This is a genomic window from Halorubrum sp. FL23, from assembly GCF_052439115.2.
Classification (GTDB): domain Archaea; phylum Halobacteriota; class Halobacteria; order Halobacteriales; family Haloferacaceae; genus Halorubrum; species Halorubrum persicum.
The window spans coordinates 138194-163217 of the sequence record NZ_JBQVRO020000010.1 but is presented as its reverse complement, the minus strand read 5'-3'; the positions used below and the strand labels follow the sequence as shown (position 1 = coordinate 163217).

Below are 25024 nucleotides of genomic sequence, written 5' to 3'. Positions count from 1 at the left end.
GGCTAGAGAGCCGTTACCGTTAGAAAATTGAATATCATAAATCCGATGTTGCCGCTGTCTTGCGTTCAACACGGCATTTCGTGTCGTTCGTAACTTAACCCAGGCCCGCGGAAGATCACGGTTTCGGAGGATGTTTTCGGTGACATCGCGTTCCGGGAATCACGTGACTTCGAACACGCAGTGGGCCCGACAAAGTTCGCGATCACCAGGTACGGCGTCGCACTCACGGGGATGACACGGGCGGCGTGGGGACCCCTGTGTCCAGCGAAGAGTTGGCCCTCTCGGAGGCACTAACAGTGGTGTCGTCTGCAGGACGCACGAGGCCGCCACCGAGGTCGTAGTGGACGAGACAGAGAACGAGGTCAGCGAGCCACGACGCCCGCGGGCGGCAGTCGGAATCCGTGAACGCGACGACGCCGACGAAAAAGGCCCCGATGAAGAGAGACAGGTTGTTCACCACGTGCTTGCCATTGACCCCGGTCCTCTCGTTCTGCTTTCACAGCAATCCGTTCTCTATACCGGAACGTTTATTCAGGACATACACGATCGATCGATATGGATGCGAAAAATCCCGTGCGGACCACCGAGAAGACCCTAACGCTGATCGAGGAGCTGATGACCAAGGAGCCCTGCGGCGTGAGCGAACTGGCGAACGATCTCGAGATGGGAAAGAGCGCGGTTCATAACCACTTGAACACGCTGCGAACGCACGGCTACGTCCTGAAGGAGGGAGATGTCTACCGCCTCGGGCTGAAGTTCCTCGAAGTCGGGGGACACAGCCGGAAGTCGATGGAAATCTACCAGATTGCAGAGCCCGAGGTGAAGTCGCTCGCGGCCGAGACCGGCGAACTCGCGAACCTCCTCGTCGAAGAGCAAGGAATGGGCGTCTATCTGATGCGAGCCAAAGGCGACGAAGCCGTCGATCTGGACACGCACGCAGGGCTTCGAACGAGCTTACACACGACGGCGCTCGGGAAGGCGATCCTCGCAAACCTTTCCGAGGAACGCGTTGAGACGATACTCGACAGACACGGACTCGAACGGAAGACGTCGCGGACCGTCGGCACCCGCGAGGAGTTGTTCGACGTACTGGCGGAGATCCGCGAGCGGGGCTACGCGGTCGACGACGGCGAACGTCTCGAAGGACTCCGATGTGTCGCCTCAGCAATTACTTCTTCCAGCGGCGAGGTCCTCGGCGCGATCAGCGTCTCTGCACCCGCCAACCGCGTCAGCGATGAGGCCCTTCACGGTGCCCTCCCAGAACGCGTTCTCAGCGCGGCGAACGTGATCGAGTTGAACATCAACTACTGACGCGTTCTGAGAGTCGGAACGACGTTTCGACGCGGCTGTGGCGGCGTCGGATCGACGTGTACAGCTGGTTTATTGGTATTCTCGTCTATCAATTACGTTCGTAGTAGTGTAATGTTATAACAGCGCCCCGCCAACAAGGTGTTCCAAAATAGGGAACGAATATCCGCAGCGAGAGTCAGACGGCCACAACACCTCGGTCGCCCAACCCGTAGTGAGCGTTCGTGCTTCAGTAGCCGTCGTATACCGTCTTCTCGATGGTGTAGAACCGGAGGCCGGCGTCGCCCTGCTCGCGCCACGTCTCCGAGGAGGAGCGCTTGAAGCCGCCGAAAGGAACGTGAAGTTCGAGCCCGGTCGTCTTCTCGTTGACCTTCACCACGCCGGCGTCGATCGCATCGACGAAGCGATTCGCCTCCCCGTGGTCGTCGGTGACCACGCTCGCCGAGAGGCCGTACTCCACGTCGTTGGCGACCGCGATCCCCTCCTCGAAGTCGCTGACCTCGATGACGCCGACGACGGGCCCGAACACCTCTTCTTGGGCGATCCGCATGTCGGGCTCCACCTCGGTGAACACCGTCGGCTCGACGAAGTGACCGGTCTCGACCGCGTCGCCGTCTGGGACGCCGCCGCCCGCTGCGAGCGTCGCGCCCTCGTTCGAGGCGACATCGATGTAGTCGAGAGTGGACGACAGCTCCGCCTCGCTGACCTGCGGACCCATCTCGTGGTCGTGCCCTGGACCGACGTCGATCGACTCTGCGCGCTTGACCAACTCCGCGACGAACTCGTCGTGGACGGCCTCGTGGACCACGGCCCGCGAGCATGCGGTACACGATTGGCCAGTCGTGCCAAATCCGCCGGACGCGACGATGTCGGCTGCCTCGGCGGGGTCCGCCGACGACGTGACAAGGGTGGGGTTCTTCCCACCCATCTCGGTCTGGACGCGCTTGCCTTCGCCGGTGGCCTGCTCGTACACCATCTCGCCGACCTCACTGCTGCCGGTGAAGGAGACCAGGTCCGTCCCCTCACTCGTGATGAACTCGTCACCGACGGTGCTTCCCGGCCCGGTGACGACGTTGAGGACGCCGTCGGGGAGCCCCGCCTCATCGAGCGCCCGCGCGACCTCGATCACGACGCCTGGTGCGAGCGAAGCCGGCTTGAGGACTACCGTGTTTCCCGAAACGAGAGCCGGCGCGAGCTTCCAGGCGGGGATCGCGATCGGGTAATTCCATGGTGTGACGAGCGCTGCGACGCCGACCGGCTCCCGGCGAGTGTAGAGGTTCGTGTCGCGGCCGCTGGACGCCTTCCGGGTCCCCGCGAGGTCCGACGCCTTCCCGGCGAAGTAGTGGAAGATATCGATCGTACGCTGGACCTCGCCGGCCGCTTCTGGGCGGGCCTTCCCCTCCTCGGCCACGAGGATATCCGTGAGTTCCTCTTTCCGTCCGTCGAGTATCGTTCCCGCCTCCCGCAGGATCCGACCACGCTCCGGACCGGGAGTGTCCCGCCATGCCGCCTCGGCCGTGGCGGCGGCATCGACAGCCGCCGCGGCGTCCCGCTTGTCGGACCGCGGATACGTCGCGACGACCTCGTCCGGGTTCGCCGGGTTCCGGACCTCGATTGTCTCTCCCGTCTCCGAGCCTCGCCATTCGCCGTCCACGTAGTTCGTTGTGGGCTTCGACATCGATTCGCACTTCGACGGTCGCACACTCATGTCTTTTGGTCATCGGTCTGGGCTCGACCGCGACGTGATCCGTCGAGGGTACGCTAAGTTCCCATAGGCTTTTGTAGCGGGTCACCGGACATTTGGCCGTCATGGTCGATCACGCGAAGCTTCGCGACCCGAACGCGGAGTATACGATGCGGGACCTGTCGAGCAAGACGATGGATCTCACGAAGCCACGGGGCGGCGTCCGCGACGCGGAGATCACGGACGTCCAGACCACGATGGTCGACGGGAACTATCCGTGGATACTCGTACGCGTCTACACCGACGCGGGCGTCGTGGGCACCGGCGAGGCCTACTGGGGCGGCGGCGACACGGCGATAATCGAGCGGATGAAACCCTTCCTCGTTGGCGAGAACCCGCTCGACATCGACCGCCTCTACGAACACCTCATTCAGAAGATGTCTGGAGAGGGGTCGATCTCGGGGAAGGTGGTTTCGGCCATCTCGGGGATCGAGATCGCGCTCCACGACGCTGCCGGGAAGCTCCTTGACGTTCCAGCTTACCAGCTCGTCGGCGGAAAATATCGCGATGACGTCCGGATCTACTGCGATCTCCATACGGAGAACGAAGCAGACCCGGAGGCCTGTGCCGCCGAGGGCATCCGCGTCGTCGAAGAACTTGGCTACGACGCGATCAAGTTCGACCTCGACGTGCCCTCCGGCCACGAGAAAGACCGGGCGAACCGACATCTCCGCGAGCCCGAGATCGACCACAAAGTTGAGATCGTCGAGGCGGTCACGCAAGCTGTCGGCGACCGGGCCGACGTCGCCTTCGACTGCCACTGGTCGTACGCGGCCGGCAGCGCGAAGCGGCTCGCAGCGGCGGTCGAGGAGTACGACGTATGGTGGCTCGAAGACCCTGTCCCGCCGGAGAACCACGACGTCCAGCGACGGGTCACGGAGTCGACGACGACCCCCATCGCGGTCGGCGAGAACGTTTATCGGACGGCCGGCCAGCGGACCCTTCTCGAACCGGGGGCAGTCGACATTATCGCCCCGGACCTTCCACGGGTCGGCGGCATGCGCGAGACCCGCAAAATCGCCGACCTTGCGGACCTGTTCTACATTCCCGTGGCGATGCATAACGTCTCCTCGCCGATCGGGACAATGGCGTCCGCGCAGGTGGCCGCGGCCATTCCGAACTCCCTGGCCGTCGAGTACCACAGCTACGAGCTCGGCTGGTGGGAAGACCTCGTCGAGGAGGACGACCTGATCCGGAACGGACGGATGGAGATCCCCGAGAAGCCTGGGCTCGGACTCACGCTGAACCTCGACGCCGTCGAGGAGCATATGGTCAGCGGAGAGGAGTTGTTCGACGAGGCGTAAGTCGAAGTCAAGCGCGGAGATCTCCGAGGTCCGCCCATAGTTTTATTTTCTGACGGGGCGAGCGGGATAGCATGGACGTAGGAGTCCTAACAGTCGTACTCGGTGACGAACCGCTCGACGAAGCGCTCGAATATCTCTCCGGACTCGGCGTCGGTACGGTCGAACTCGGCTGCGGCGGATTCGTTGGGGATGACCACCTCGACCGGAAGGCGTATCTCGACGACGAGGCGGCACAGCGCGAGCTGCTGGAGCTGGTCGACGACCACGATCTCTCGATCAGCGCGCTCTCGACACACAACAACCCGCTCCATCCCGACGACGAGCGGGCCAAGCGCGCGACGACGGAGATCCGAGAAACGATCCGGCTCGCCGATCAGTTGGGCGTGGACACCGTCAACACCTTCTCCGGGCTGCCGGCGGGGGGACCAAGTGGAGAGGTCCCCAACTGGGTCACGGCCCCGTGGCCGCCCGAGCACGCCGAGGCGCTGGAATACCAGTGGGAAGAGGTCGCAATACCGACGTGGACCGCGCTGGCGGAGCACGCCGCCGAGCACGGCATCGACATCGGCATCGAGATGCACCCGAACATGCTCGTGTACGAGCCAACCGGCATGATGCGTCTTCGAGAGGCGACGAACAAGCATGTCGGCGCGAACTTCGACCCTTCACACCTCTACTGGCAGGGGATCGATGTCGCCGAGGCGATACGCTTCCTCGGTGAGCAGGACGCCATCCATCACGTCCACGCAAAGGACACGAAGGTGTACGAGTCGAACGCTCGCGTCAAGGGTGTCCTCGACACTGAACCGTATACGGCCGAGCCGGACCGCTCGTGGCTGTTCCGCTCGATCGGGTACGGCCACGGCGAGGCCCATTGGAAGGACATCGTCTCCACGCTCCGGATGGTCGGCTACGAAGGAGCGCTCTCGATCGAACACGAGGACTCGCTCACGTCGGGTCGAGAAGGGCTGGAAAAGGCCGTGGACGTGCTCTCGCGGGCTGTCTTCGAGACGCAGCCGGGCGACACCTACTGGGCCTGAACCATGAGCCTGACCGTTGGATTTCTCGGATACCGGTTCATGGGAAAGGCACACGCGAACGCGCTCGCGCGGCTCCCGATGTTCTTCCCCGACGCGCCGGATGTCGAGCGTGACGTCTTGATCGGGCGCGACGAAGAGGCGCTCTCGACGGCGATCGACCAGCTTGGATTCGATCGATACGCGACCGATTGGCGGGACACCGTCGACGACGTCGACGTGTTCTACAACCTTGGTCCGAACAATCTCCACCCGGATCCGTCGATCGCGGCGCTCAATGCGGGTACCCACGTGTTCTGTGAGAAGCCGCTCGCCCACGACCTCGACGCGGCCAAGCGGATGGCGAGCGCAGCCCGCGAGAGCGACATGTCCACCGCCACGGCGTTCAACTACCGCTTCGTCCCGGCGATCCAGTACGCCAGAGAGCTCGTCGAGAGCGGTGCGATCGGCGAAGTGTACCACGTTCGCGCACGGTACCTTCAGGACTGGCTGGTCGACCCGCAGGCCCCGTGGAGCTGGCGGAACTCGGCGGACATCGCGGGTTCGGGCGCGCTTGGTGACCTGGGCGCGCACTCGATCGACCTCGCGCAGTTCCTCCTCGGGTCACGGGTCGAGCGCGTCTCGGGGCACCTGCGGACGTTCGTCAATGACCGACCCGTTCCCGGAGCGGACGACAGCGATGCCCTCTCCGCAGCCGGGTCCGACAGCCGGGAGACCCGGCCGGTCACGGTTGACGACGCGTACTCCGCCCAGGCAGCGTTCGCGAACGGGGCCATGGGCGTCTTCGAGGCCTCGCGGTTCGCCACGGGACACAAGAACGGGAACACGATCGAGCTCAACGGGTCGGAGGGGGCGATCCGGTTCGATCTGGAGCGGCTCAACGAGCTGGAGGTCCTTCGAGGAGACGGTCGAGGCTTCGAGACGATCCACGTCACGGACGACGCGGATCCGTATGTGGATCGATGGTGGCCGGCGGGTCACAACATCGGCTGGGAGCACGCGCTCGTCCACGAGAACTACGAGTTCCTCTCCGCAATCGGGAACGGAGAGCCGTACGAGCCCGACTTCGAGACCGGGCTCGCCGTCCAGCGGGTCCTGGATGCGATCGAGCGGTCAGACGAGCGTGGCGAGTGGGTTGACGTGCGGACCTGATCCGGCCGCGGACGGGATTGTCCGAAATGGCCGGCAGGCGACTGGCCCTTAGACGGCTTCGACCGCGACGTCACCGCCGCGCTCAGCCGCGGCGTAGATGGCCTTCATCGTCCGCATGTCGACGAGCGCGTGGTCGCCGTCGGGGTAGGGGTCGGTCCCGGTCAACAGGCAGTATGCGAAGTAGTCGAACTCCTCGGTCATCTGGTTGACCCGATCGAAGTCGTAGTCCACGGACTGCGAGCCGATCGACAGGCGAAATCTCCGCTCCTGTCGGTTGTAGAACGCCGGATCAAGCGCGACCTCGCCCTCGGTTCCCGTCACGCGGAGGAAGCTCGACTGAGCGGCCGACTGGCTGGCGGTACACGCTGCGAGCGTTCCGTCATCGAAGTCGACGCCGAAACTGACGTGTTCGTCGCCGACCGCATCGAACGGTTCAGACTCGACAGTCGCCCGGGCCCGGACCTGGACTGGATCGGCGTCAAGGACGAATCGGGCGGTGTTCAGCGGATACAAGCCGATGTCCATGACCGTCGCGCCGCCCGACAGCTCGGGGTCGAGTCGCCACTGGTTCGGGTCGGGAACGACCTCGTCGAGGAGCCGTTGTGACATGTGCCCGTGGACCAGGACAGGATCGCCGATCGCGCCCGCATCGACGAGCTCTCTGGCCCGACGCACAGCCGGTTCGGTCTGCATCCGGTAGGCAACCATCAGGGGAACGGCTACGTCGTCGCACGCAGCGACGAGCCGTTCGGCGCGCTCGACCGATGCTTCGAGGGGCTTCTCACAGAGGACCGCCTTCCCGAGGTCGGCGGCCGTCTCGACGTACGGGAGGTGAGCCCCGTTCGGCGTGACGACGTACACGGCGTCATAGGCGTCCTCCGCGACCCCGTCGTGGAACTCCTCGTAAGTGATCCCGTGTTCGATCGAGTCCGCGAGGTCAGTCGCTGCTGCGACCTTTTGCGCGGAGCCGCTGACGACGGTAGTTGTCTCACAGAAGTCGGACGCCTCGACAGCGGGGATGGCCTGCTCGCGCGTCCACCAACCCATCCCGACCATCGCGAACCTAACCGTCCCGTTCGTCTCCCCTGACTGCCAGTCGCGGCGGGTGAACCCGTCGAGCGAGGGGACGACGTCGTCGGTCATACCGAGACCACGCCGTTCGAGAGCGTTCCGATCTCCTCAATGGTGATGTCGATCTGGTCACCCTCACGCAGGTCGAACGGCTCTTCGGGGACGAGCGAGGTGCCGGTCAGAAGCACCGACAGCTCCGGGACGGCGTTGTGTCGAGTGAAGTACGAGACGAGTTCCTCACAGGATCGGACCATCTGGTTCGTGTTCGTTGCGTCCTCGTACACGACTTCCCCGTCGCGCTCGATGGTCATCTCCATTTCGAGGTCGCGAGGGTCGTCCACGTGATCCTGCGTGACAACGCACGGACCGAGCGAACAGCTCCGGTCATACACCTTCGCCTGCGGCAGGTACAGCGGGTTATCGCCCTCGATCGATCGGCTGCTCACATCGTTGCCGATCGTGAAACCGACGATCTCGCCGCGGTATAGGACAATCCCCAGTTCCGGCTCGGGGACGTTCCACGCTGAATCCCCCCTGATCCCGACGGCCTCTCGATGACCGACCGTCCGCGACGGCGTGGACTTAAAGAATAGCTCCGGGCGTTCCGCGTCGTAGACATCAAGGTAGATGTCCGGCATCGAGCTTTCCTCCTCCCGAGCCTGTTCGCTGATCTCGTAGGTCACGCCAGCCGCCCAGACCTCTGAGGCGTTCACCGGAACCGTCGCATGTTCGTCCACCGTCGACCGTTCAATGGTCTCGGCCTCATCGAGCAGGCTGGTGGCGATCTGATCGATCGAATCTCCGTCAACACTCGCCACTCTCGCCACGTCCCCAAACGATCGGAGATCCGAATTAGCGCTCGTGAGATCGTACGTTTCGGATCGTCGAGTTACCGCTATACGTCTGTTTCCCGATAGGTTTAGCTGACTGTATCGCATCCGTCTACATCTCACTGTGGCCTGATATAAAAGTACGGCTCAAGAAGCCCGTCACGTTAACTTAGTGAATGAGGCGTTCGACTTCAGAGTTCTGAGACCAAAATCAAACGTCTCAGCGAACGTATCGTGTGTATCGGGTTGTCGTTTGTGGAGCGAGATCGTACGCTGCGCCGGGTGATTGAAAAGGGAATTCGCGGTCACTTATGCGGCATGTCGATCCGTGAGATAAGTAACTGTCTCGAAATATTTTGGAGCGGACGGAGACACGTCGCTATTCACAACTGGACTCAGAAAGTCGACCTCGACTGTCCCCGAGGATCAACTCGCGGTTGGCGAAAAGATGCTCTGCCTTTACCGTCAGAAATTCTGGCTGTACGGTGCGGTTGATCCATATATCAACGAGATCCTCCATATGGGCTTCTATCCAACCGTAAATAAGCAGGCAACGGGATGATTCATCATCAAACTTCATCGATGCTATCAGCTCGATAATGTCAAAATCATAGCCAATGACGCAGACTCTGTCGGACCAGTTCTTGCTGAAGATGGGTATCGATTGCGAGTGATTCGATCTGCAATGTCGCACTTGAGACAGCTCAAAACTAGCTCGAAGCGCCCGCAGTCTGCCATAATTCACGCCAAAGGTAACGCGATCGAAGCTTGGTATAATCTCAACACCCCTGACTGGCGACAGCACACACGTTCCGTTTCACCATCGGCCTGAATTGCTCGGTTCGGGTTCACATGTATTAACATCCTCCCCGCGCTGAAGCGCGAGGCTTTCTCCTTGATTCTCCGTAAACCAGCCGCGTATTCACATATAGTAATTAATCTTCGCTGTCAAGGCTCTATTCCCCAACAAATTACAACAATATATATACATATATAATAAAAACCGGTGTCAGAGTATGATGTGCGCATTATTAATAGTTAACATCACGAAAAATTTTCATTATGAGAATTTTCGCATGAGAACTCGTTTACTATTGACACTATCGAAAGTTGGCCTCCACTCAGACCACCAATTCGATCTCGTCGACGGCGTCGAATAGGTGGTCGGCGAACTCCCGTTCAAACCGCGTGATGCTGTTCTGATACTTCGGCCCGCCGACACTCACTCCGCCAATGATCTCCCCGCCTTCGTCATGGACCGGTGCCCCGATCGCGACAAGTCCGGGAGCGAACTCCTCATCGACGACGGCGTAGCCCTGCGATTCGTACGTTTCGAGCACGTCGAACAGATGATCGCGGTCCGTAATCGTCTCCTGCGACTCCCGTGGGAGACCCCAGTGATCCAGTATAGATTCGACCTCGTCCCGATCGAGTTCGGCGAGGATAGCCTTCCCCGCTGCGGTATTGTGAAGGTGATACTCGGAACGGTAACGGGCACTTTTCTCACTCGCATTATCGTCGCCTGATGAACCGTAGCAGGTGAGCAGTCGCCCGTGTTCGAGGATGGTGAAGTTCGCCTCTTGCTCTGTCGCGCGCGCCAAGCGATCAATAGCCGTTTCGATACCCTCGCCCGTTGGATACCGGTGTCTCGCTCGTTCACCCAAGAGGGCCACTCGAAAGCTGACTTTGTAGATTCCATCTTCCTTGACGAGATAGCGGCTCTCCAAGAGGGTATTGAGGTGACTGCAGATCGAGCTCTTCGAACTGTCGACCATCTTGTCCAATTCACTGAGAGTGAGCCCATCGTGTTCGAGGATGAGCCGCAGTATTTCCAGTGAAGCCTCGGTCGTTTTGAGCCGTCGCCCAGTCACGTTACCGATCATATTCGGCTTATAATCATGATCAATAATAACTGTTGTCATAATGTAAATGAACGATCTCCACAGAGCTATTCTCTCGGCCGACCTCTCCCAATCAGATCGCTCTCGATCGCTTCACCCATCCGATCCGCGTAATCGCTTCCGCACCGAGCTCGCCGAGGAGGCTCGCCGCCTCGAGATCGTGTTCCTCGAAGGCGTTGACAACAACGTCACCGGCGCTGAGAACCCCGTGGCTCCCGATCGGGACGTACAGCCCTGAGCGCAGGGCTCCTCGGCTGTGGTCGTCGCCGGTGTGTTCGTGGTCCTTATCGATGACGGGTGTTCCGGTCCGGTAGGTCTCCGCCGCCGGCGTGTCCTCTGTGACTGCGTAGCTCGGACGGTCGCCCGCACGCTCTAAACACTCTTCAGTCGCTTCGACGACCCGCAGGGTGTTTCGGTTCTCATCGACCAACCGCACGGTCGTGTTCACGAGCCCGAGGACGTTTTTCGCGGCGTCGGCGAGCAGCTCCGCGACCTCGTCCTTCGAACTGGCGTTCCTGAGATCCTGACTCGTCCGCCGAAGTATCTCGATGCGCTGTTCTTGGCGTTTCAGATCAGTCACGTCGCGGACGACCCCTTGCAGCAGAACGGTTCGGCCGTCTTCGACGACGGGTGCACAGCGGAGCCGCACCGTGCGCTTCGTCGTCCGTTTGCTGGCGTGTTCGACGTCAACCGAAAATGATTCGCCGCGCTCGACCGCTTCAGAGAGATGTTCGAGTACCTTCTGCTGATCCGCATCTTCGTACTGTTCGATTAGGTCTGGGACCGTCGGTGCCGAGTCGGTCCCGTGTATCTGCTTTGCTTCTTTGCTCCACCAGAGCTTCTCGTCATCGACGTTGTACGTCCAGACGCCGACCTCAGCGAGCTGTTGTAGTGTTGGGAGCCCCTCTGCCGCCTCTTTCTCGAACGCGGGCGGAACGGCGCTCGACACCTCGATTTGGTTCCAGTCTGGAGATTGAGCCATGGATAACGCTATGTAGCAAAGACACAATAATAAATCCTCAGGCAAGACCCACCGAGATAGGCGATCATTGCAACCCGAATGTTCATTATGGTCTACGGCGTCATTCGGCACGCCATGAGACAACAAAGCATGCATCGCGCGATGCCAGTGACACGGCCCAGTGCGGAATCGACGACCAGACATCAACACGACCGATCGACTTTCGGGGAGAGCCCCGCTCGACGCGGCCGGTCCACAGTGGGGCGACAATGAGCGTATACATTGTCGGCACTCTCGACACGAAAGGCGAAGAGATCGGATTCGCTCGTGACATTATCCAGGCGGAGGGCATCGATGTCACCCTCGTCGATGTCGGTGTGATGGGCGATCCCGAGATCGATCCGGACGTCGGCGCCGCCGAGGTGGCGGCAGCGGCCGATACGGATCTCGAGACCCTTCGCGAGGCTGGCGACCGTGGGAAGGCGGTCGAAGCTATGGGTGACGGTGCCGCCGCCATCGTAACGCGTGCTCACGAGGAAGGGCGTCTCGACGGCGTCCTCGGATTGGGAGGATCCGGAAACACGTCGATGGCAACCGCCGCAATGCGCGCACTTCCGGTCGGTGTGCCGAAGTTGATGGTCTCGACGGTGGCTTCGGGGGACACGGAGCCGTACGTCGGGTACGCCGACATCGCGATGATGTACTCCGTCGCCGACATTGAGGGTCTCAACCAGCTCTCGCGAACGGTCATCGCGAACGCGGCGCTCGCCATGGTCGGCATGGTCGATCGGGACCCCGACGTGGAGACGGCGGGGAAGCCGACCATCGGCCTCACGATGTTCGGCGTGACAACCCCATGTGTCCAGACGGCCCGCGAATGGCTCGAAGATCAGGGGTACGAGACCATCGTGTTCCACGCGACCGGGACCGGTGGACGTGCGATGGAGGCGTTGATCGAGGAGGGCGTCATCGACGGTGTCCTTGATGTCACGACAACGGAATGGGCGGACGAGCTCGTAGGTGGGGTTCTCTCTGCCGGCCCCGAACGGCTCGACGCGGCTGGTGAGGCGGGCATCCCGCAGGTGGTATCGACAGGTGCACTCGACATGGTCAACTTCGGTCCGAAATCCTCCGTCCCTGATGAGTTCGGTGACCGACTGTTTCATGTTCACAATCCGCAGGTGACGCTGATGCGGACCACCCCGGAGGAGAACGCCGAACTCGGGCGGATCATCGCAGAGAAGCTTAACGCAGCGACCGGCCCTACTACGCTTGCGCTTCCGCTTGCGGGCGTCTCGATGCTAGATACCCCCGGAGAACCGTTCCACGATCCGGAGGCCGATGCGGCATTGTTTGACGCGCTCCGCGAGCACGTCAACGAGAACGTTGAGGTAATGGAGATTGACGTGGGCATCAACGACGACGAGTTCGCGATTGCGCTCGCGAAACAGATGGACCGGTACATGGAAGAATCTACCGGGACGTGAGCGACACATTCGCTCTGGTACCACGGTGACGTGATATTCATTACTCTCATCGATCCACGGGCTGGTGTTTTCCGGAAGTTCGTGGTTCACACGGAGAATCGATTCGGTTGACGCCGTCCGTGACCGAAATTACCCAAAGATTTAATTATCTCTTCTTACCATGTCTCTACGACCGTTGCGAAAATCCATGACGAAAAAGCAAATGCAAACTGACAGCTCGAGGAGACAGTATTTGAAAGCTATCGGCGCGACCGGCCTTGCAGCCGGTATCGCCGGTTGTTCAGGGGGCGGTGACGGTGGTGACGGTGGCGACGGCAGTGACGGTGGCGACGGCGGTGACGGTGGCGACGGCTACGAGGCAATCGGAAACTTCCCGCCCGAGGGAGACACCGTGGCGATCGGATTCAACGGGCCGACCTCCGGTGCGCTGGGTCCGGACGGGCAGGATCAGGAGCGAGGGTACGATCTCGCGATCGATCACCTCAACAACGGCGGCGGGCTCGTCGATTTCTGGGATCGCCTGAGCGGCGACGGCATCATGGGCCACCAGGTCGAGCCCACGAAGGCCGACACGGCCGGCAGCGCCGACACCGCACAGGACAACATCGAACGGATGATCCAGCAGGATAACATCCAGTTCTGGACGGGCGGCATGTCGAGTACGGTGACGATGGCCATGCAGAATGTCGCTCAACGCGAGAAGGTTCCGTTCATGGGTGGCAACTCGACGTCGGCCGGGATCTCCGGAGAGAACTGCTCCCGGTACTACTTCCACCCGACGTTCCACGCGGAGATCATCGGGATGGCGATGGGCGAGGCGGCACCCTCGGTGTTGGGTGAGGACCGATCGCTGTTCCACATCTTCATGGACTACTCGTACGGGCAGTCGAACCGAGACGCCGCCCGAAAGTATCTCACCGAGCAGGGTCCGTGGGAGCACGCCGGCGAGGCCGCCATTGCGGAAGGGGAGTCCGACCACAGCTCGCAGATCCAAGCGCTCGAAGAGTCTGGCGCCGACACGCTGTACTTCTCCAGCTTCGGCAGCTTCGCCGCCAGCGGGCTCGCGCAGCTGCGCGACGCCGGTTTGACCGACGAGATCGACGTGATCATCCCGCACGTCAGCGCCTTCACTCTCGATCCGCTCGGGGCCGACGCGGAGGGCGTCCTCGGTATGGAGCCGTGGAATCCCGCCGCCGACAACGAGGCGAGCCAGGTGTTCGTCGAGGCGTACCAAGACGAGTACGGCGAGACGCCCAACCAAAGCTCGCTGCACACCTACGAATCGATGATGGTCTACGCCGCCGCCGTCGAGGAGGCGGGGACGTTCCACCCGCCGACGGTGGTCCGCACGCTCGAGGAGTTCGAGTGGAGCCTCGCGTGGGGTGATTCGGTCTTCCGCGAGGCTGACCATCAGGTCGAACGGCCGTGGTACCTCGTGCAGGGGGTCGGCGATGACCGCGCCGAAGAGCTCGGTATCCGCACTGAGGTCGTCGAGACGACCGATCCGTTGATCTACGGAACGGACTCGTTCCCGGCGACTGAATGCGCGATGGACGAGAACGAATACGGTGACGAGTAACTGCCACCGCGACGATTTTTGACTGAACAGTCTCATCGCCTGTTCCGTCTTCCAATTTTCGGCGATCCGTCGCGTCGGCGACCCTGAGGACCCACGTCAGAGCGCCGCAGTATCACGTGAAAAGTCACCGGATCACAAGATTAACGTACCGCAGAAATGATTGCTAGTCGTGCAAACCATGAGACGACTAATTCCGTCTGGTCCGAGGTGGCTGGGATGACTCTCGACGCGGCCGTCGGGTTCGTATTCATCGCACTGAGCGTTGCATCGCTGTATCTGCTGGTCGCCATCGGCCTGTCAATCGTGTTCGGGTCGCTTAAATATGTGAACATGGCCCACGGTGTTCTCTATCTCGGCGGCGCATACATCGGTCTCCTCATCGCGTCCAACGAGCAGTTTGGGGGTCTCCTCTCGGATTTTGGGGCGATCGGTCTCGGGTGGGGATTCGTGCCGGCGTTGATTCTGACGCCGGCCGTCATCTTCGTCCTGGGCGTGGCCATGGAACGACTGCTCGCGAAGCCGTTCTACGATCGCGATCTGCTTGAACAGCTGTTGGTCACGTTCGGCGTCTTGATAGCCGCCCAAGAGATATTTGCCATCGTCTTCGGTCGGACCGGAACGATCTATCCCCGCCCCGAGTGGCTCATGGGCGCGATTTCCTTCCCGCTGATCGGAACGCCGCCGGGGATGAGCGCCGCGTCGACGATACGGGTGCTCGTCGTGACGCTCACGCTGGTGCTCATCGGAGTCATCTTCGCGTTCTTCAAGTACACCGACTACGGCCTCGCGGTACGGGCCGGGACCGAGGACTCGGAGATGGCCGAAATGCTCGGCATTCGCGTCGGTCGACCCTTCCTGCTGATCTTCGCGATCGGTGCCGCGTACGCGGGGCTCGCCGGCGTTCTCGGGGGGTCACTCTTCAACGTTACCTCCGGAATCGGGATGGAGATTCTCATCCCATCACTGGTAATCGTGATCATGGGCGGCGTCGGGAGCCTCCGTGGAACGGTCATCGGCTCTCTCCTCGCTGGTTTCGTGTTCGCGTTGGCAACAGTGGTGGCACCGAGCATGACCCAAGCCAGCATTTATTTATTGGCTATCGTCGTGTTGACGATCAGACCGAGCGGTATCTTCCCCTCTGCGAAGATAGGACAATGAGTACTGATAACTTACAAACCGACGTCGAGGACGAATCGTCTCTGATCAGCGTGGACGCCTGGGACCGGATCAAACACACCGAGCGGTTCATCTTCATGGTCTCGGTCGCGTTCGTCCTCACGTTCTCCTACCTGTTCAGTCGAGCACCCGTCGTTTCGGACGTGACACAGGGGTACCACGGGCTCACAATAACCATCCTCATCTGGTCCATCTTCGCGCTCGGATTCAACCTCCTGTTGGGACAGACCGGCCTCCTCTCGTTCGGACACGCGATGTTCTTCGGGACCGCGAGCTACGCGACCGCGCTGTTCTCGATTCACGTGTTCAACGAGCCGCTGCTGATCGTCGTCGTCGGAGTGCTGTCCGCGCTCGCCCTCGGAGTGGTCGCGGCGGTTATCCTGCTCCGTCTCCACACGGTGTACTTCGCCATCGTGGCGCTGGCGATCGGCCAGTTCCTGTACTTCCTCGCGAGCAATCCCCTCGAAGGAATCACACAGGGGATAAACGGACTGGAGGTTGAGAGGACGCCTCTCCTCGGGATGGTCGACCTCGAACACGAGTACGGCGGTATCCTCGGTGAACTCGTCGTGAACAACCTGTACCTCTTCGTCGGCGCCTTCTTCGTCGGCGCCGTCGTGTTCATCACCCGGGTTCGCAAATCGCCCTACGGACTGATCTTCAAGGCCATCCGCGAGAACGAGACCCGCGCGTCTTTCGTCGGCCTCGACGTCTGGCGCTACAAGTTCGCCGCGTTCCTCCTCTCGGCGGGGATCACCGGTCTCGCGGGCGCGCTGCTGGCTGTCAATACCCAGTTTGCGGGCGTCGAGCGGCTCTACTGGTCGATCAGTGGTGACGTGGTCGTGATGGCGGTTCTCGGCGGCCTCGGTACGCTGGCCGGACCGGTTATCGGCACGTTCGTGTGGTTCTACTTCAAGGGAATCGTCAACGGGTATCCCATGCTCGGGAACTACTGGCTGCTCATGTTGGCGGTCTCGTTCACCGCCGTCGTGTGGGTCTATCCCGACGGCATCTGGGGAATGATCACCGATTTCACCGCGGAGCTCCGCGAGCCAAGGAATCTGGCCGAGAAGGTGAAAGGCCGGCTGACTGGCGGCTCAGCCGCCGAAGGGTCCGACGGGGGTGAGCGGTAATGGCGCTCCTCGAAACGAACGACTTGACGAAAGAATTCGGTGGCCTCACGGCCCTCAACGGCGTCGAAATCGCCGTCCAAGAGGGCGAACTAGTGTCACTTATCGGCCCCAACGGCGCCGGGAAGTCGACACTCATCAACACGATCACGGGACGGCTCACGCCGACCCGGGGGACGGTGACGTACGCCGGAAATGACCTCGTCGGCATGGAGCCCTTCGAGATCGCCCAGCTCGGCGTGGGCCGGACGTTCCAGACGGCGTCGATCCTTCCTGAGCTCTCCGTCCGCGAGAACGTTCAGGTTGCGGCGTTCGCTGCCGAGCACGGCTCCTTCCGGATTAACTTCCTCAGTCGCCGAGACTCCTTCGACGAGGTCCAGGAGCTGACGGACGACATCCTCGCCACCATCGGACTCGGTGAGAAGGCAGGAATGGAGGCCGCGTCGCTCCCTTACGGCGACAAGCGACGACTGGAGGTCGCCATCGGGCTTGCGACCGACCCGGACCTGCTTTTCATGGACGAGCCGACGGCGGGAATGTCGCCGACGGAGACCGAGATGACCGTCGATCTCATCGAGAATCTCCTATCGGAGTGGGGAATGACGATCTTCCTCGTCGAACACGATATGGACATCGTCTTCGATATCTCCGACCGAATCTTCACGCTCCACCAGGGCGAGTTAATCGCGAAGGGGACTCCCGACGAGATCAGGGACCACCCGGCGGTTCGCGAGGCCTACCTCGGAGGTGAGGGAGAATGACGCTCCTCGAACTCGACGGCGTCCACGCCCACTACGGTCCGAGCCACATCCTCAGGGGGGTCTCGATGTCCATCGACGAGGGTGAGGTCGTAACCCTCCTCGGACGGAACGGTGCCGGAAAGACGACGACGGTCCGCAGCATCGCTGGCACAGAGCCGCCGGAGATCCGTTCGGGATCGGTCCGGTTCGACGGCTCCGACATCACCGATTGGCCGGCCGACGACATCGCGATGGGCGGTATCGGCGTCGTTCCCGAAGGCCGGCGGCTGTTCACCGAACTGACCGTCGAGGAGAACCTCGAACTGTCGACCATCACGCGGAGCTGGTGGAACACCGTCCGCCGACGCGGGCTCGGTGGCGGAGAAAGCACCATGGAGATCGGTGAACTCTACGACCTATTCCCCCGTCTTGAGGAGCGCAAGGCCCAGCAGGCCGGGACGCTCTCGGGCGGCGAACAGCAGATGCTATCGATCGCGCGTACCCTTCGGCTGCCGGATCTGGATCTCCTCCTGTTGGACGAGCCCACCGAGGGGCTGGCCCCCCAGATCGTCACCGCCGTCGGCGACTCCATCGAGGAGATCGCAGATCAGGGGCTGACAGTGCTGCTCATCGAACAGAACGTCCACGAAGCGCTTCGCATCGCGGACCGAGGATATGTTCTCGATCAGGGAGACATCGTGTACCAGGGAACCACCGAGGAGCTGGAGAACGAGGACCTCGACGAGTACCTCGTCGTCTGAGCCACGGTCCAGATCCCCCATTTCGTACTCGATCGATCGGACACGTTCGCTGGTCGGCCTCGTGCCGGTAGTATTATTCCGCCGAAGCCATTACCACGGCTAGATGACGTACCGAAATCGGCGACAGTTCCTCGCTGCGCTCTCAGCGTCTGCTGTCACCGCCACCGCGGGCTGTCAGCGATCGCTGGGTTCCGCCTCACAGAGTCACCCGGTCTCGGAACCGATTTCCTCGTGGCCGACGTTTCGGGGAGAACAGCACAACACCGGCTACACGGGGGCCAATTCGGGGCTCGGCACGGAACCGACGGTCGCGTGGACGTACGAGGCGGAGGGACCGTTTTGGGGGAGTCCAGCGGTCGCGGACGGCACAGTGTTCATCGGCAGCGCCGACAACGCGCTGTACGCTGTTGACGCCGGGTCGGGCGAGGCGGTGTGGACGTTCTCGTCCGACCACCGGATCGAGGCGACGCCCGCGTACGACGATGGGACGGTGTACGTCGGGTCGTACGACAAACACCTGTATGCCGTCGACGCCGAGACGGGTGAGGAGCGCTGGTCCCGCTCGTTCAACGGCCTGATCCGAGGGAGTCCGACGCCGTGGAACGGCTCGATCCTTGTCGGCATCGGCTGTCACAACCTCGCGTGTGCGTGGTACGCGAACGACGCGGACGTGCCGGAGAACGGGTGGGTCTACTCGCTCGACGCAGAGTCGGGAGAGACGGAGTGGCGGGTCGAGATCGGCACGGAGGTCGTGAGCACGCCGGCCCTCACCGACGAAACGATGTACGTCGGCGCCTCCGATGGCGTGATGTACGCGCTGGACCCGAACACGGGGGACGAGCGGTGGACCTACGAGACCCGAGACATGATCTGGTCGAGTCCGGCCGTCGCGTACGGAACGGTGTACTTCGCCGACTGGAACGGGAATGTCCACGCGGTCGACGCGGAGACGGGTGAAGAGATGTGGTTCGCCGACACGGCTGGCCGGTACATCTCCGGTTCCGTCGCCGTCAGCGAGGACGCCGTGTACGTCGGAAACACTCCGTACAACTCGCTCGATGACCCGACCACGAACTACGGGAAGGTATTCCGGTTCGACCGGCAGACCGGCGAAGAGGTGTGGGACTACGAGACCTCCTCGCTCGAGGTCGGGAGTAGTCCGGTCGTCACGTCGGATCGACTCTACGTCGGCAGCCACCGACAGACGGAGGGCGGCAGTAGCACCGCGGGGATGCACGCGTTCACGCTGGATGGCGATCAAGAGTGGTTCCTGGAGATCGGCGGCCGAGGCGTGGGATCCAGTCCGGCGCTCGTCGACGGAACGCTCTACTTCGGGGGGACTGATTCAACGCTGTACGCCGTCGAGTGAAACTTCCGGCATGTTGGCGGTCACTTGCTCGAAATTTGTGGTCTGACGACCTCGCGGCGGCTCGGACCGCCATAGCGGATCTTGACGGCATCGAGACGATCATCACTGATACCGAGAAGTCGGCGTACAACCTCGACCATCCGAACGCGGGGGGCTGGTTCTGGTCGCGCCTTCTAACATCTGGTTCCAGTATTACTGGTGGTGCGACAGGGACAACATCCCGTACTACGCGACGGATATGGACATCCATGCCAAACCGAGATATGGCCCGTGCAAGCTGTTCTTCGGCGAAATAGGGCTGGCGTCGCTCAATCCGACGATGGTTGGCGGCTCGCACGTTGGGTGAATACCGGCGCATTCGGCTGCTACTGGCTTGGCTGGCCCGCCGACCCCAGCCACGACTTGGAACAGGTGACTGCCGAAGCCCGAGATGTTGTCCCCACGATCGCCGATCTCCTCGGTATCACCGGCATCTCACTGCGCTTCGACGGCTCATCGCTGCCGTAACAGCGAGGAATAGTAGACCGAGGCCACCTCGTGTGGTCCGTCCGACAGCGGTTCAATCGATGCGGGAAGCAAGTCATCCCCTGCCGATCCCGGACCGTACATCTGGCTCGCGCTCAGAAGTCGATCGACTTGAACTTGCGAGCCTGGTTCTCGATCGCGTCTTCGGTTGCGAGGCGTTCGATGCTCGACGCGCCGAAGAACCCGACGATCCCCTCGGTGTTATTCAGGACGTACTCTGCGTCATCAGGCCACGCGATGGGCCCGCCGTGACAGATGACGTGGACGTCGTCTCGGACGGATTTGGCGGCGTCGTGATGCGCCTGCACGCGCTTTGACGCCTCATCCAGATCGAGCGCCGTCTCCGCACCGATGTCGCCCGAGGTGGTCAGTCCCATATGCGAGACGATCACGTCAGCACCCGCTTCGGTCATCGCTTTCGCCTGCTCTTCCGTGAACACGTACGGACAGGTCAACATCTCCTGCTCGCTCGCCTCGCGGATCATTTCGACCTCCTTGTCGTACCCCATATTTGTCTCTTCAAGGTTCTGTCGGTACGTGCTGTCCTCGTCGATAAGGCCGACCGTGGGGAAGTTCTGTACTCCGGAGAAGCCTCGACGGCGGAGGTCCTCAATGAAGACGCTCATGTCCCGGAACGGGTCCGTCCCGTTGACGCCGGCAAGCACCGGTGTATCCTCTACAACCGGAATGACTTCGTGACCCATCTCGGTGACGATCTCGTTCGCGTCGCCGTACGGGAGGAGCCCCGCGAGGGACCCACGTCCGTTCATGCGGTATCGTCCCGAGTTGTAGATGATCAGGAGGTCGACACCCCCTCGCTCGGCAAACTTCGCTGAGATACCGGTTCCCGCACCGGCACCGATGATGGGCTCTCCTGCTTCGATAGTTGATTCTAGCCGGTTGAGTGATTCTGAGCGCGTGTACTTCATACAACTTGACGGGGCACCTCGCATCACTTTAATATTGTGGAAGAAACAAGAGAGTTAGCCTCACCTGAGAAGCGTTTACCCGTCTGAGAGAACGTCTCAGTCCCGTAAACGGCTGAAACAAGACTGCTCACGCTCACGGCCGCAGTACAACACAGTTCTCAGGGGTTCGTCACAACACAATTCCCCTGTCACGGGTGCGCGGTCAGGCGTCGGGGAACTCTCCTGGCGGGTAAACCGTCGCTTCCGCGAGCTCGCGGATCTCGTCCTCCGGACCGGGCGGACAGTACACTGCGAGGAACCTGAGCGGTTCCCACGAGGTGTTAATGGTACTGTGCTCGACCCCGCTCGGAATGTAGACCATCTCTCCCGTCGTGATCGTTCGCTCCTCGTCGGCGATGGTTTGCTTGCCTTCACCGCCGAGAATATACAGTATCTCTTCGCTGTCGGGATGGGTATGCCGCTCGTGTCCTTTGCCCGGTTCGAGCATCACAACACCCGCGCTGAATCCGGACGAACCGGTGACGTCCGGGGTGTTCATCCACTTGAGTGTTCCCCAGTCGAGTTTGATGGTCTCTACGTCTTCGGGACTGACGAATCGCTTTTCAGCTACCATAATACACGCTACCAATTAACGGACGCCAATAAATATCTTGGTGATTGTGAGTGGCGTACAGCCGCCGCTCATGGAAATTTCGACGACACGGGCCGATTATCCGCTTTGGCCACGATAGGTCACATATTGTAAACGCTGATCGCGCGGCAGAGATGTCGTTATTCGATCAGATCATATTATCATGTTTTTATTCTATATTTCCTGTGAATCGTTATGTGTTAACTACCACCACTCTAAGTGCGGGCATGATATCGCTGACATCACCCGAATCAAACCCTTTCCAGGGCGATCCATCCAGTTCGTCACGGCCGTCATCCGGGGATAAAATCCAGCAGATTTGACAAAACAAGCTGAGGACTCGAATCGCACATCTCAGTGTCTTAGCCGTTTCACATATCGTGAACAAATGGATCTGCCGATCAGTTAGTAAGCCCCTCTGCTCGCCAGTGGACTCCCACAGCGAGAGACTATCCCATCGTGGCACGTGCGCTACTGGAATACATTACAATAGTACGTCTGTAATGCACACTTCAACTCACCTTCGCCAACCGAGACCAGTACACGTGCGAACGGATTGCGTCCAACTTTCGTAAACGCTCTGTGCGGAATAGTAGTATATTTACAATATGTTAATACTGATGTCGGTGTCGATGCGATCGAAGAGATACAGATCGTCAAAAGAATGTGGCGGCGTGAAGCGCTGCGACGAGCACCGCGAGTACACCGATACTCGCAACGGTAGTCGTAAAGATGGCCGTACTGAGGTATTCTGGCGCCGTGATCCCGTCGACAACCACGTCGTCAGTGTACTCGATCGTAAGCGCGAGCGGGATGACCGCTGCCGGGGTTGCACACTCTAATACAAAGACCTTCGCGACGGTGGGATTGTTAAATCCGAGCGCGAGCGCGAGCGAGAGTCCGACAACCGGCGCGACGACGAGTTTCAGTGTCGATGGAAGTATGGACCGAGATATCGCTGATACGTCCGTCTCAGCCATCTGGATCCCGAGGATCAGAAGCATCACTGGGACCGAAGCATCGCCGACGAGCCCAACTGTCTCCATCGCCGCCGACTCGGGCGGGGGGACGAGGTTGAGCATCCGCATCGCGACGGCGGCCACGATGGCGTATATCAGTGGAAGTCGAAACACCTCAAGCACCGCGTCGAGCGGCCGGCTATCGGACCCACCGGACGCGATGTAGACACCGAGGGTGTACACCACAAGGTTCTGGATTGTGAGGTAGAGAACCGCAGTTGTTCGTCCGATCTCTCCGAAGGCAAATTCGGAGAGCGGAATTCCGACGAATCCCGAGTTCGGAAACGCCGCCGCCAGCATCAGCGCGCCGAGGAGGGGTCCGGACTCCCCGCTGAGGTACCCCACCCCCCACGCGATCGCAATCATGAGCAGAGCGTATCCAACGACGCCGACGCCGAGTTTCGCAACTTCTCCGCCGCCGAGGGTGGTCGTCGCGATACTGTGAAACGCGAGCGCGGGGATGAGAACGTACAGGCCAAGGGTGTTCACTGGATCAACATCGATCTCGGTTAACCGTGCCAACAGATACCCGACGACTGCCACTGAGAGGATCGGAAGAATTGCGTTCGTGAAGGCACCGGTCAGCGACATTCCCGTTCCCTCGCTGGTGGATTCTTCGATTTGGCGACCAGTTCCATCATGGTGGCCTGCCGTAGCTGTCGACTCACATTCGCCTCAAACACCCTCGGGTACAAATAGTGTCGGAGATTCCTCTGGTAGATCACTCTCGACGCCCGGCACCGTGGTTAGAACATCCGTACTCGCGCAGTTTCCCGTGGGTGCAGGTGACGTGTACGTTGGTGTGTGAAGGCGTTTCGTCTCCACGGAGCCTCGCTCCACACTCCGCTCATCTCGTATTCTCCCGGTCTCGGTCCAGAGAAAATATCCCCGCGTGAGATAGTTTTATCATAACGGCTGAGGGAAATTGAGATGAATTATGTCAGATGTTACTCTTCGACGAACGCAGCTTGCAACGCCCGCGAGCGACGAGAAGATGATGCACTCGGCGGCCGACAGCGACGCCGACGAGGTGTTCCTCGATCTCGAAGACTCCGTGGCGCCCAACGCGAAGCCCGACGCACGTGAGCCGCTGATCGAGGCGGCTCGCGAGGAGGACTGGAGCGATAAGGTCCTCAGCTTCCGAATGAACGGTATCGACACCAAGTGGTGGTACGACGACCTGATCACCGTCGTCAGCGAGGCCGGTGAGTTTATCGACGACATCATCGTGCCGAAGGTCAAGGCCGCCAGCGACATCCACACCGTCGAGAATCTGCTCGCGCAGGTCGAGGAGAACAACGGGCTGGAGGTCGGCGGGATCGGCCTCGAACCCCAGATCGAAGACGGCGAGGGGATCCACAACGTCCACGACATCGCTCACGCTTCCGAGCGGCTCTCCTCTATCATCTTCGGGCCGGGCGACTACTCCGCGGCGATGGGGACGCCCGGACTCGACATCGGGCAGTTCCCCGAGTACCCCGGTCACTACTGGCATCACGCCCTCTCCGAGTGCAACTCCGCGGCGAAGTCGGCGGGACTGCCGTGTCTCGACGGGCCGTACGCCGACATCGAGGACGCCGACGGGTTCCGCGAGTCCGCCGAGAACGCCAACATGATCGGCTGCGACGGGAAGTGGGCGATCCACCCCTCACAGATCGAGATCGGTAACGAAGTGTTCGCGCCCGACCCGGAAACGGCCGAGCGCGCCAAGCGCATCGTCGACGCCTACGCCGAGGCGATGGAGAAAGGCCAGGGCGCCGTGAGCGTCGACGGTCAGATGGTCGACGAGGCCACCAACAAGATGGCCCAAGACATCGTCGAGACCGCCGAAGCCGCCGGCATTCTGTAAGTTGCCAGCATCCCAATCTCGCTCGTTCGCTCGTTTTTTAGGCACTCGGGGAGGAGCCGCCGGTATTGACATCGTCGACCTTGACGTTATCTCGGAGCTATCGGCGTCGAAAAAGCGACTGCGACCGCGGTTTGTCGCCGATCAGAGCGATTCGATGAGTTCGACGGCGTGCCCGTCTGGGTCTTTCACGAACGCGGTGCGCGCGCCGGCCGCAGGTTGGTCGCCCGGTTCTTTCACGACGCCGTGGTGGTCGATCTCATCGAACGTCGCGTCAACATCGTCGACGCCGACGGCGACGTGGTCGTAGCGGTCGCCGTCGGCGCTCGGCTCCTCGCCGTCGGTGTCTGATAGCTGGAACTCGACGCCGGCGTCGTCGGCGACGTACACGTTCCGCGTGTCGCCGTCGGCGGTCGTGAACTCCCAGGAGCGCTCGAACCCGAGCTGCTCGACGTACCAGTCTGCGGTGCGATCCGCGTCCGCCACGTTCAGACACGTGTGGAGTATCTCCATATCACGCCTTG

At 61.2% G+C, this 25024-nt stretch carries 22 protein-coding genes and 1 pseudogene; 14 read left to right on the top strand and 9 right to left on the bottom strand.

What is annotated here, in order from left to right; all coding sequences use genetic code 11:
• Window positions 1-340: 340 nt before the first annotated feature.
• On the top strand, window positions 341-598 hold the full coding sequence (locus ACT4MF_RS13405; protein WP_144050454.1) for a hypothetical protein: 258 nt from the start codon (window positions 341-343) through the stop codon (window positions 596-598).
• A complete protein-coding gene (gene xacR, locus ACT4MF_RS13400) occupies window positions 556-1311 on the top strand; it encodes an HTH-type transcriptional regulator XacR (RefSeq protein ID WP_099256113.1) in 756 nt (251 codons plus the stop codon). Before ACT4MF_RS13405 ends, xacR begins: the two co-directional genes overlap by 43 nt.
• Before the next feature lie 226 nt (window positions 1312-1537).
• Here xacR and xacF read toward each other — a convergent pair whose 3' ends face one another.
• Window positions 1538-2986 carry a 2,5-dioxovalerate dehydrogenase gene (gene xacF, locus ACT4MF_RS13395; RefSeq protein WP_099256114.1) on the bottom strand — a complete coding sequence of 483 codons (1449 nt, stop codon included), beginning with the start codon at window positions 2984-2986 and terminating at the stop codon, window positions 1538-1540.
• A gap of 131 nt (window positions 2987-3117) precedes the next feature.
• Between xacF and ACT4MF_RS13390 the strand changes: the two genes are divergently transcribed.
• From ACT4MF_RS13390 to ACT4MF_RS13380, 3 genes are all read left to right on the top strand, one after another.
• Complete coding sequence (locus ACT4MF_RS13390) at window positions 3118-4356, top strand: mandelate racemase/muconate lactonizing enzyme family protein (protein WP_099256115.1); 1239 nt, start codon at window positions 3118-3120, stop codon at window positions 4354-4356.
• 71 nt (window positions 4357-4427) lie between these two features.
• A complete protein-coding gene (locus tag ACT4MF_RS13385; protein ID WP_444682975.1) occupies window positions 4428-5396 on the top strand; it encodes a sugar phosphate isomerase/epimerase family protein in 969 nt (322 codons plus the stop codon).
• Between the two features lie 3 nt (window positions 5397-5399).
• Window positions 5400-6545 carry a Gfo/Idh/MocA family protein gene (locus ACT4MF_RS13380; protein ID WP_444682974.1) on the top strand — a complete coding sequence of 382 codons (1146 nt, stop codon included), beginning with the start codon at window positions 5400-5402 and terminating at the stop codon, window positions 6543-6545.
• Window positions 6546-6593: 48 nt separating this feature from the next.
• Here the strand turns inward: ACT4MF_RS13380 and gfo6 are convergent, their stop codons facing one another.
• Together gfo6 and ACT4MF_RS13370 are read right to left on the bottom strand one after the other, a co-directional pair.
• On the bottom strand, window positions 6594-7688 hold the full coding sequence (gfo6, locus tag ACT4MF_RS13375) for a D-xylose 1-dehydrogenase Gfo6 (RefSeq protein WP_444682973.1): 1095 nt from the start codon (window positions 7686-7688) through the stop codon (window positions 6594-6596).
• On the bottom strand, window positions 7685-8554 hold the full coding sequence (locus ACT4MF_RS13370) for a fumarylacetoacetate hydrolase family protein (RefSeq protein WP_099256119.1): 870 nt from the start codon (window positions 8552-8554) through the stop codon (window positions 7685-7687). The genes gfo6 and ACT4MF_RS13370 overlap by 4 nt, the downstream gene beginning before the upstream one ends.
• A gap of 102 nt (window positions 8555-8656) precedes the next feature.
• On the opposite strand from ACT4MF_RS13370, the pseudogene ACT4MF_RS13365 reads away from it, so the two are divergent.
• A pseudogene (locus tag ACT4MF_RS13365) lies at window positions 8657-9160 on the top strand (transposase family protein).
• A 407-nt stretch (window positions 9161-9567) separates the two neighbouring features.
• On the opposite strand, the gene ACT4MF_RS13360 reads toward ACT4MF_RS13365, so the two are convergent.
• On the bottom strand, window positions 9568-10329 hold the full coding sequence (locus ACT4MF_RS13360; RefSeq protein WP_099254221.1) for an IclR family transcriptional regulator: 762 nt from the start codon (window positions 10327-10329) through the stop codon (window positions 9568-9570).
• Window positions 10330-10420: 91 nt separating this feature from the next.
• Window positions 10421-11296, bottom strand: coding sequence for a GAF domain-containing protein (locus ACT4MF_RS13355; RefSeq protein ID WP_444682980.1), 876 nt, complete (start codon window positions 11294-11296; stop codon window positions 10421-10423).
• A 281-nt stretch (window positions 11297-11577) separates the two neighbouring features.
• Here ACT4MF_RS13355 and ACT4MF_RS13350 point away from each other — a divergent pair, with 281 nt between their 5' ends.
• The 7 genes from ACT4MF_RS13350 to ACT4MF_RS13320 all read left to right on the top strand — a co-directional run bounded on the left by ACT4MF_RS13350 (window position 11578) and on the right by ACT4MF_RS13320 (window position 19550).
• Complete coding sequence (locus ACT4MF_RS13350) at window positions 11578-12795, top strand: Tm-1-like ATP-binding domain-containing protein (RefSeq protein ID WP_444682972.1); 1218 nt, start codon at window positions 11578-11580, stop codon at window positions 12793-12795.
• 187 nt (window positions 12796-12982) lie between these two features.
• A complete protein-coding gene (locus ACT4MF_RS13345; RefSeq protein WP_444682971.1) occupies window positions 12983-14374 on the top strand; it encodes an ABC transporter substrate-binding protein in 1392 nt (463 codons plus the stop codon).
• A 216-nt stretch (window positions 14375-14590) separates the two neighbouring features.
• Window positions 14591-15532: a branched-chain amino acid ABC transporter permease gene (locus ACT4MF_RS13340; protein WP_099254224.1), complete on the top strand. Its 942-nt coding sequence runs from the start codon at window positions 14591-14593 to the stop codon at window positions 15530-15532.
• Window positions 15529-16683, top strand: coding sequence for a branched-chain amino acid ABC transporter permease (locus ACT4MF_RS13335; RefSeq protein ID WP_099254225.1), 1155 nt, complete (start codon window positions 15529-15531; stop codon window positions 16681-16683). Before ACT4MF_RS13340 ends, ACT4MF_RS13335 begins: the two co-directional genes overlap by 4 nt.
• On the top strand, window positions 16683-17441 hold the full coding sequence (locus tag ACT4MF_RS13330; RefSeq protein WP_099254226.1) for an ABC transporter ATP-binding protein: 759 nt from the start codon (window positions 16683-16685) through the stop codon (window positions 17439-17441). The genes ACT4MF_RS13335 and ACT4MF_RS13330 overlap by 1 nt, the downstream gene beginning before the upstream one ends.
• Window positions 17438-18181 carry an ABC transporter ATP-binding protein gene (locus ACT4MF_RS13325; protein WP_099254227.1) on the top strand — a complete coding sequence of 248 codons (744 nt, stop codon included), beginning with the start codon at window positions 17438-17440 and terminating at the stop codon, window positions 18179-18181. The genes ACT4MF_RS13330 and ACT4MF_RS13325 overlap by 4 nt, the downstream gene beginning before the upstream one ends.
• 103 nt (window positions 18182-18284) lie before the next feature.
• Entirely contained in the window at window positions 18285-19550 is a 1266-nt protein-coding gene (locus ACT4MF_RS13320) for a BamB-related PQQ repeat family beta-propellar protein (protein ID WP_444682970.1), read from the top strand.
• Between the two features lie 620 nt (window positions 19551-20170).
• Here the strand turns inward: ACT4MF_RS13320 and ACT4MF_RS13315 are convergent.
• The 3 genes from ACT4MF_RS13315 to ACT4MF_RS13305 form a co-directional block, all read right to left on the bottom strand.
• Window positions 20171-21004, bottom strand: coding sequence for a phosphoenolpyruvate hydrolase family protein (locus ACT4MF_RS13315; protein WP_099254230.1), 834 nt, complete (start codon window positions 21002-21004; stop codon window positions 20171-20173).
• Between the two features lie 202 nt (window positions 21005-21206).
• Entirely contained in the window at window positions 21207-21617 is a 411-nt protein-coding gene (locus ACT4MF_RS13310) for a cupin domain-containing protein (RefSeq protein WP_444682968.1), read from the bottom strand.
• A gap of 674 nt (window positions 21618-22291) precedes the next feature.
• Window positions 22292-23245, bottom strand: coding sequence for an AEC family transporter (locus ACT4MF_RS13305; RefSeq protein WP_444682967.1), 954 nt, complete (start codon window positions 23243-23245; stop codon window positions 22292-22294).
• Window positions 23246-23591: 346 nt separating this feature from the next.
• Between ACT4MF_RS13305 and ACT4MF_RS13300 the strand changes: the two genes are divergently transcribed.
• The gene (locus ACT4MF_RS13300) at window positions 23592-24503 is read left to right on the top strand and encodes an HpcH/HpaI aldolase/citrate lyase family protein (protein WP_444682966.1); all 912 of its coding nucleotides are present in this window, start codon (window positions 23592-23594) and stop codon (window positions 24501-24503) included.
• Window positions 24504-24644: 141 nt separating this feature from the next.
• On the opposite strand, the gene ACT4MF_RS13295 is transcribed toward ACT4MF_RS13300, so the two are convergent.
• Window positions 24645-25013: a VOC family protein gene (locus tag ACT4MF_RS13295; protein WP_444682965.1), complete on the bottom strand. Its 369-nt coding sequence runs from the start codon at window positions 25011-25013 to the stop codon at window positions 24645-24647.
• Window positions 25014-25024 lie beyond the last annotated feature (11 nt).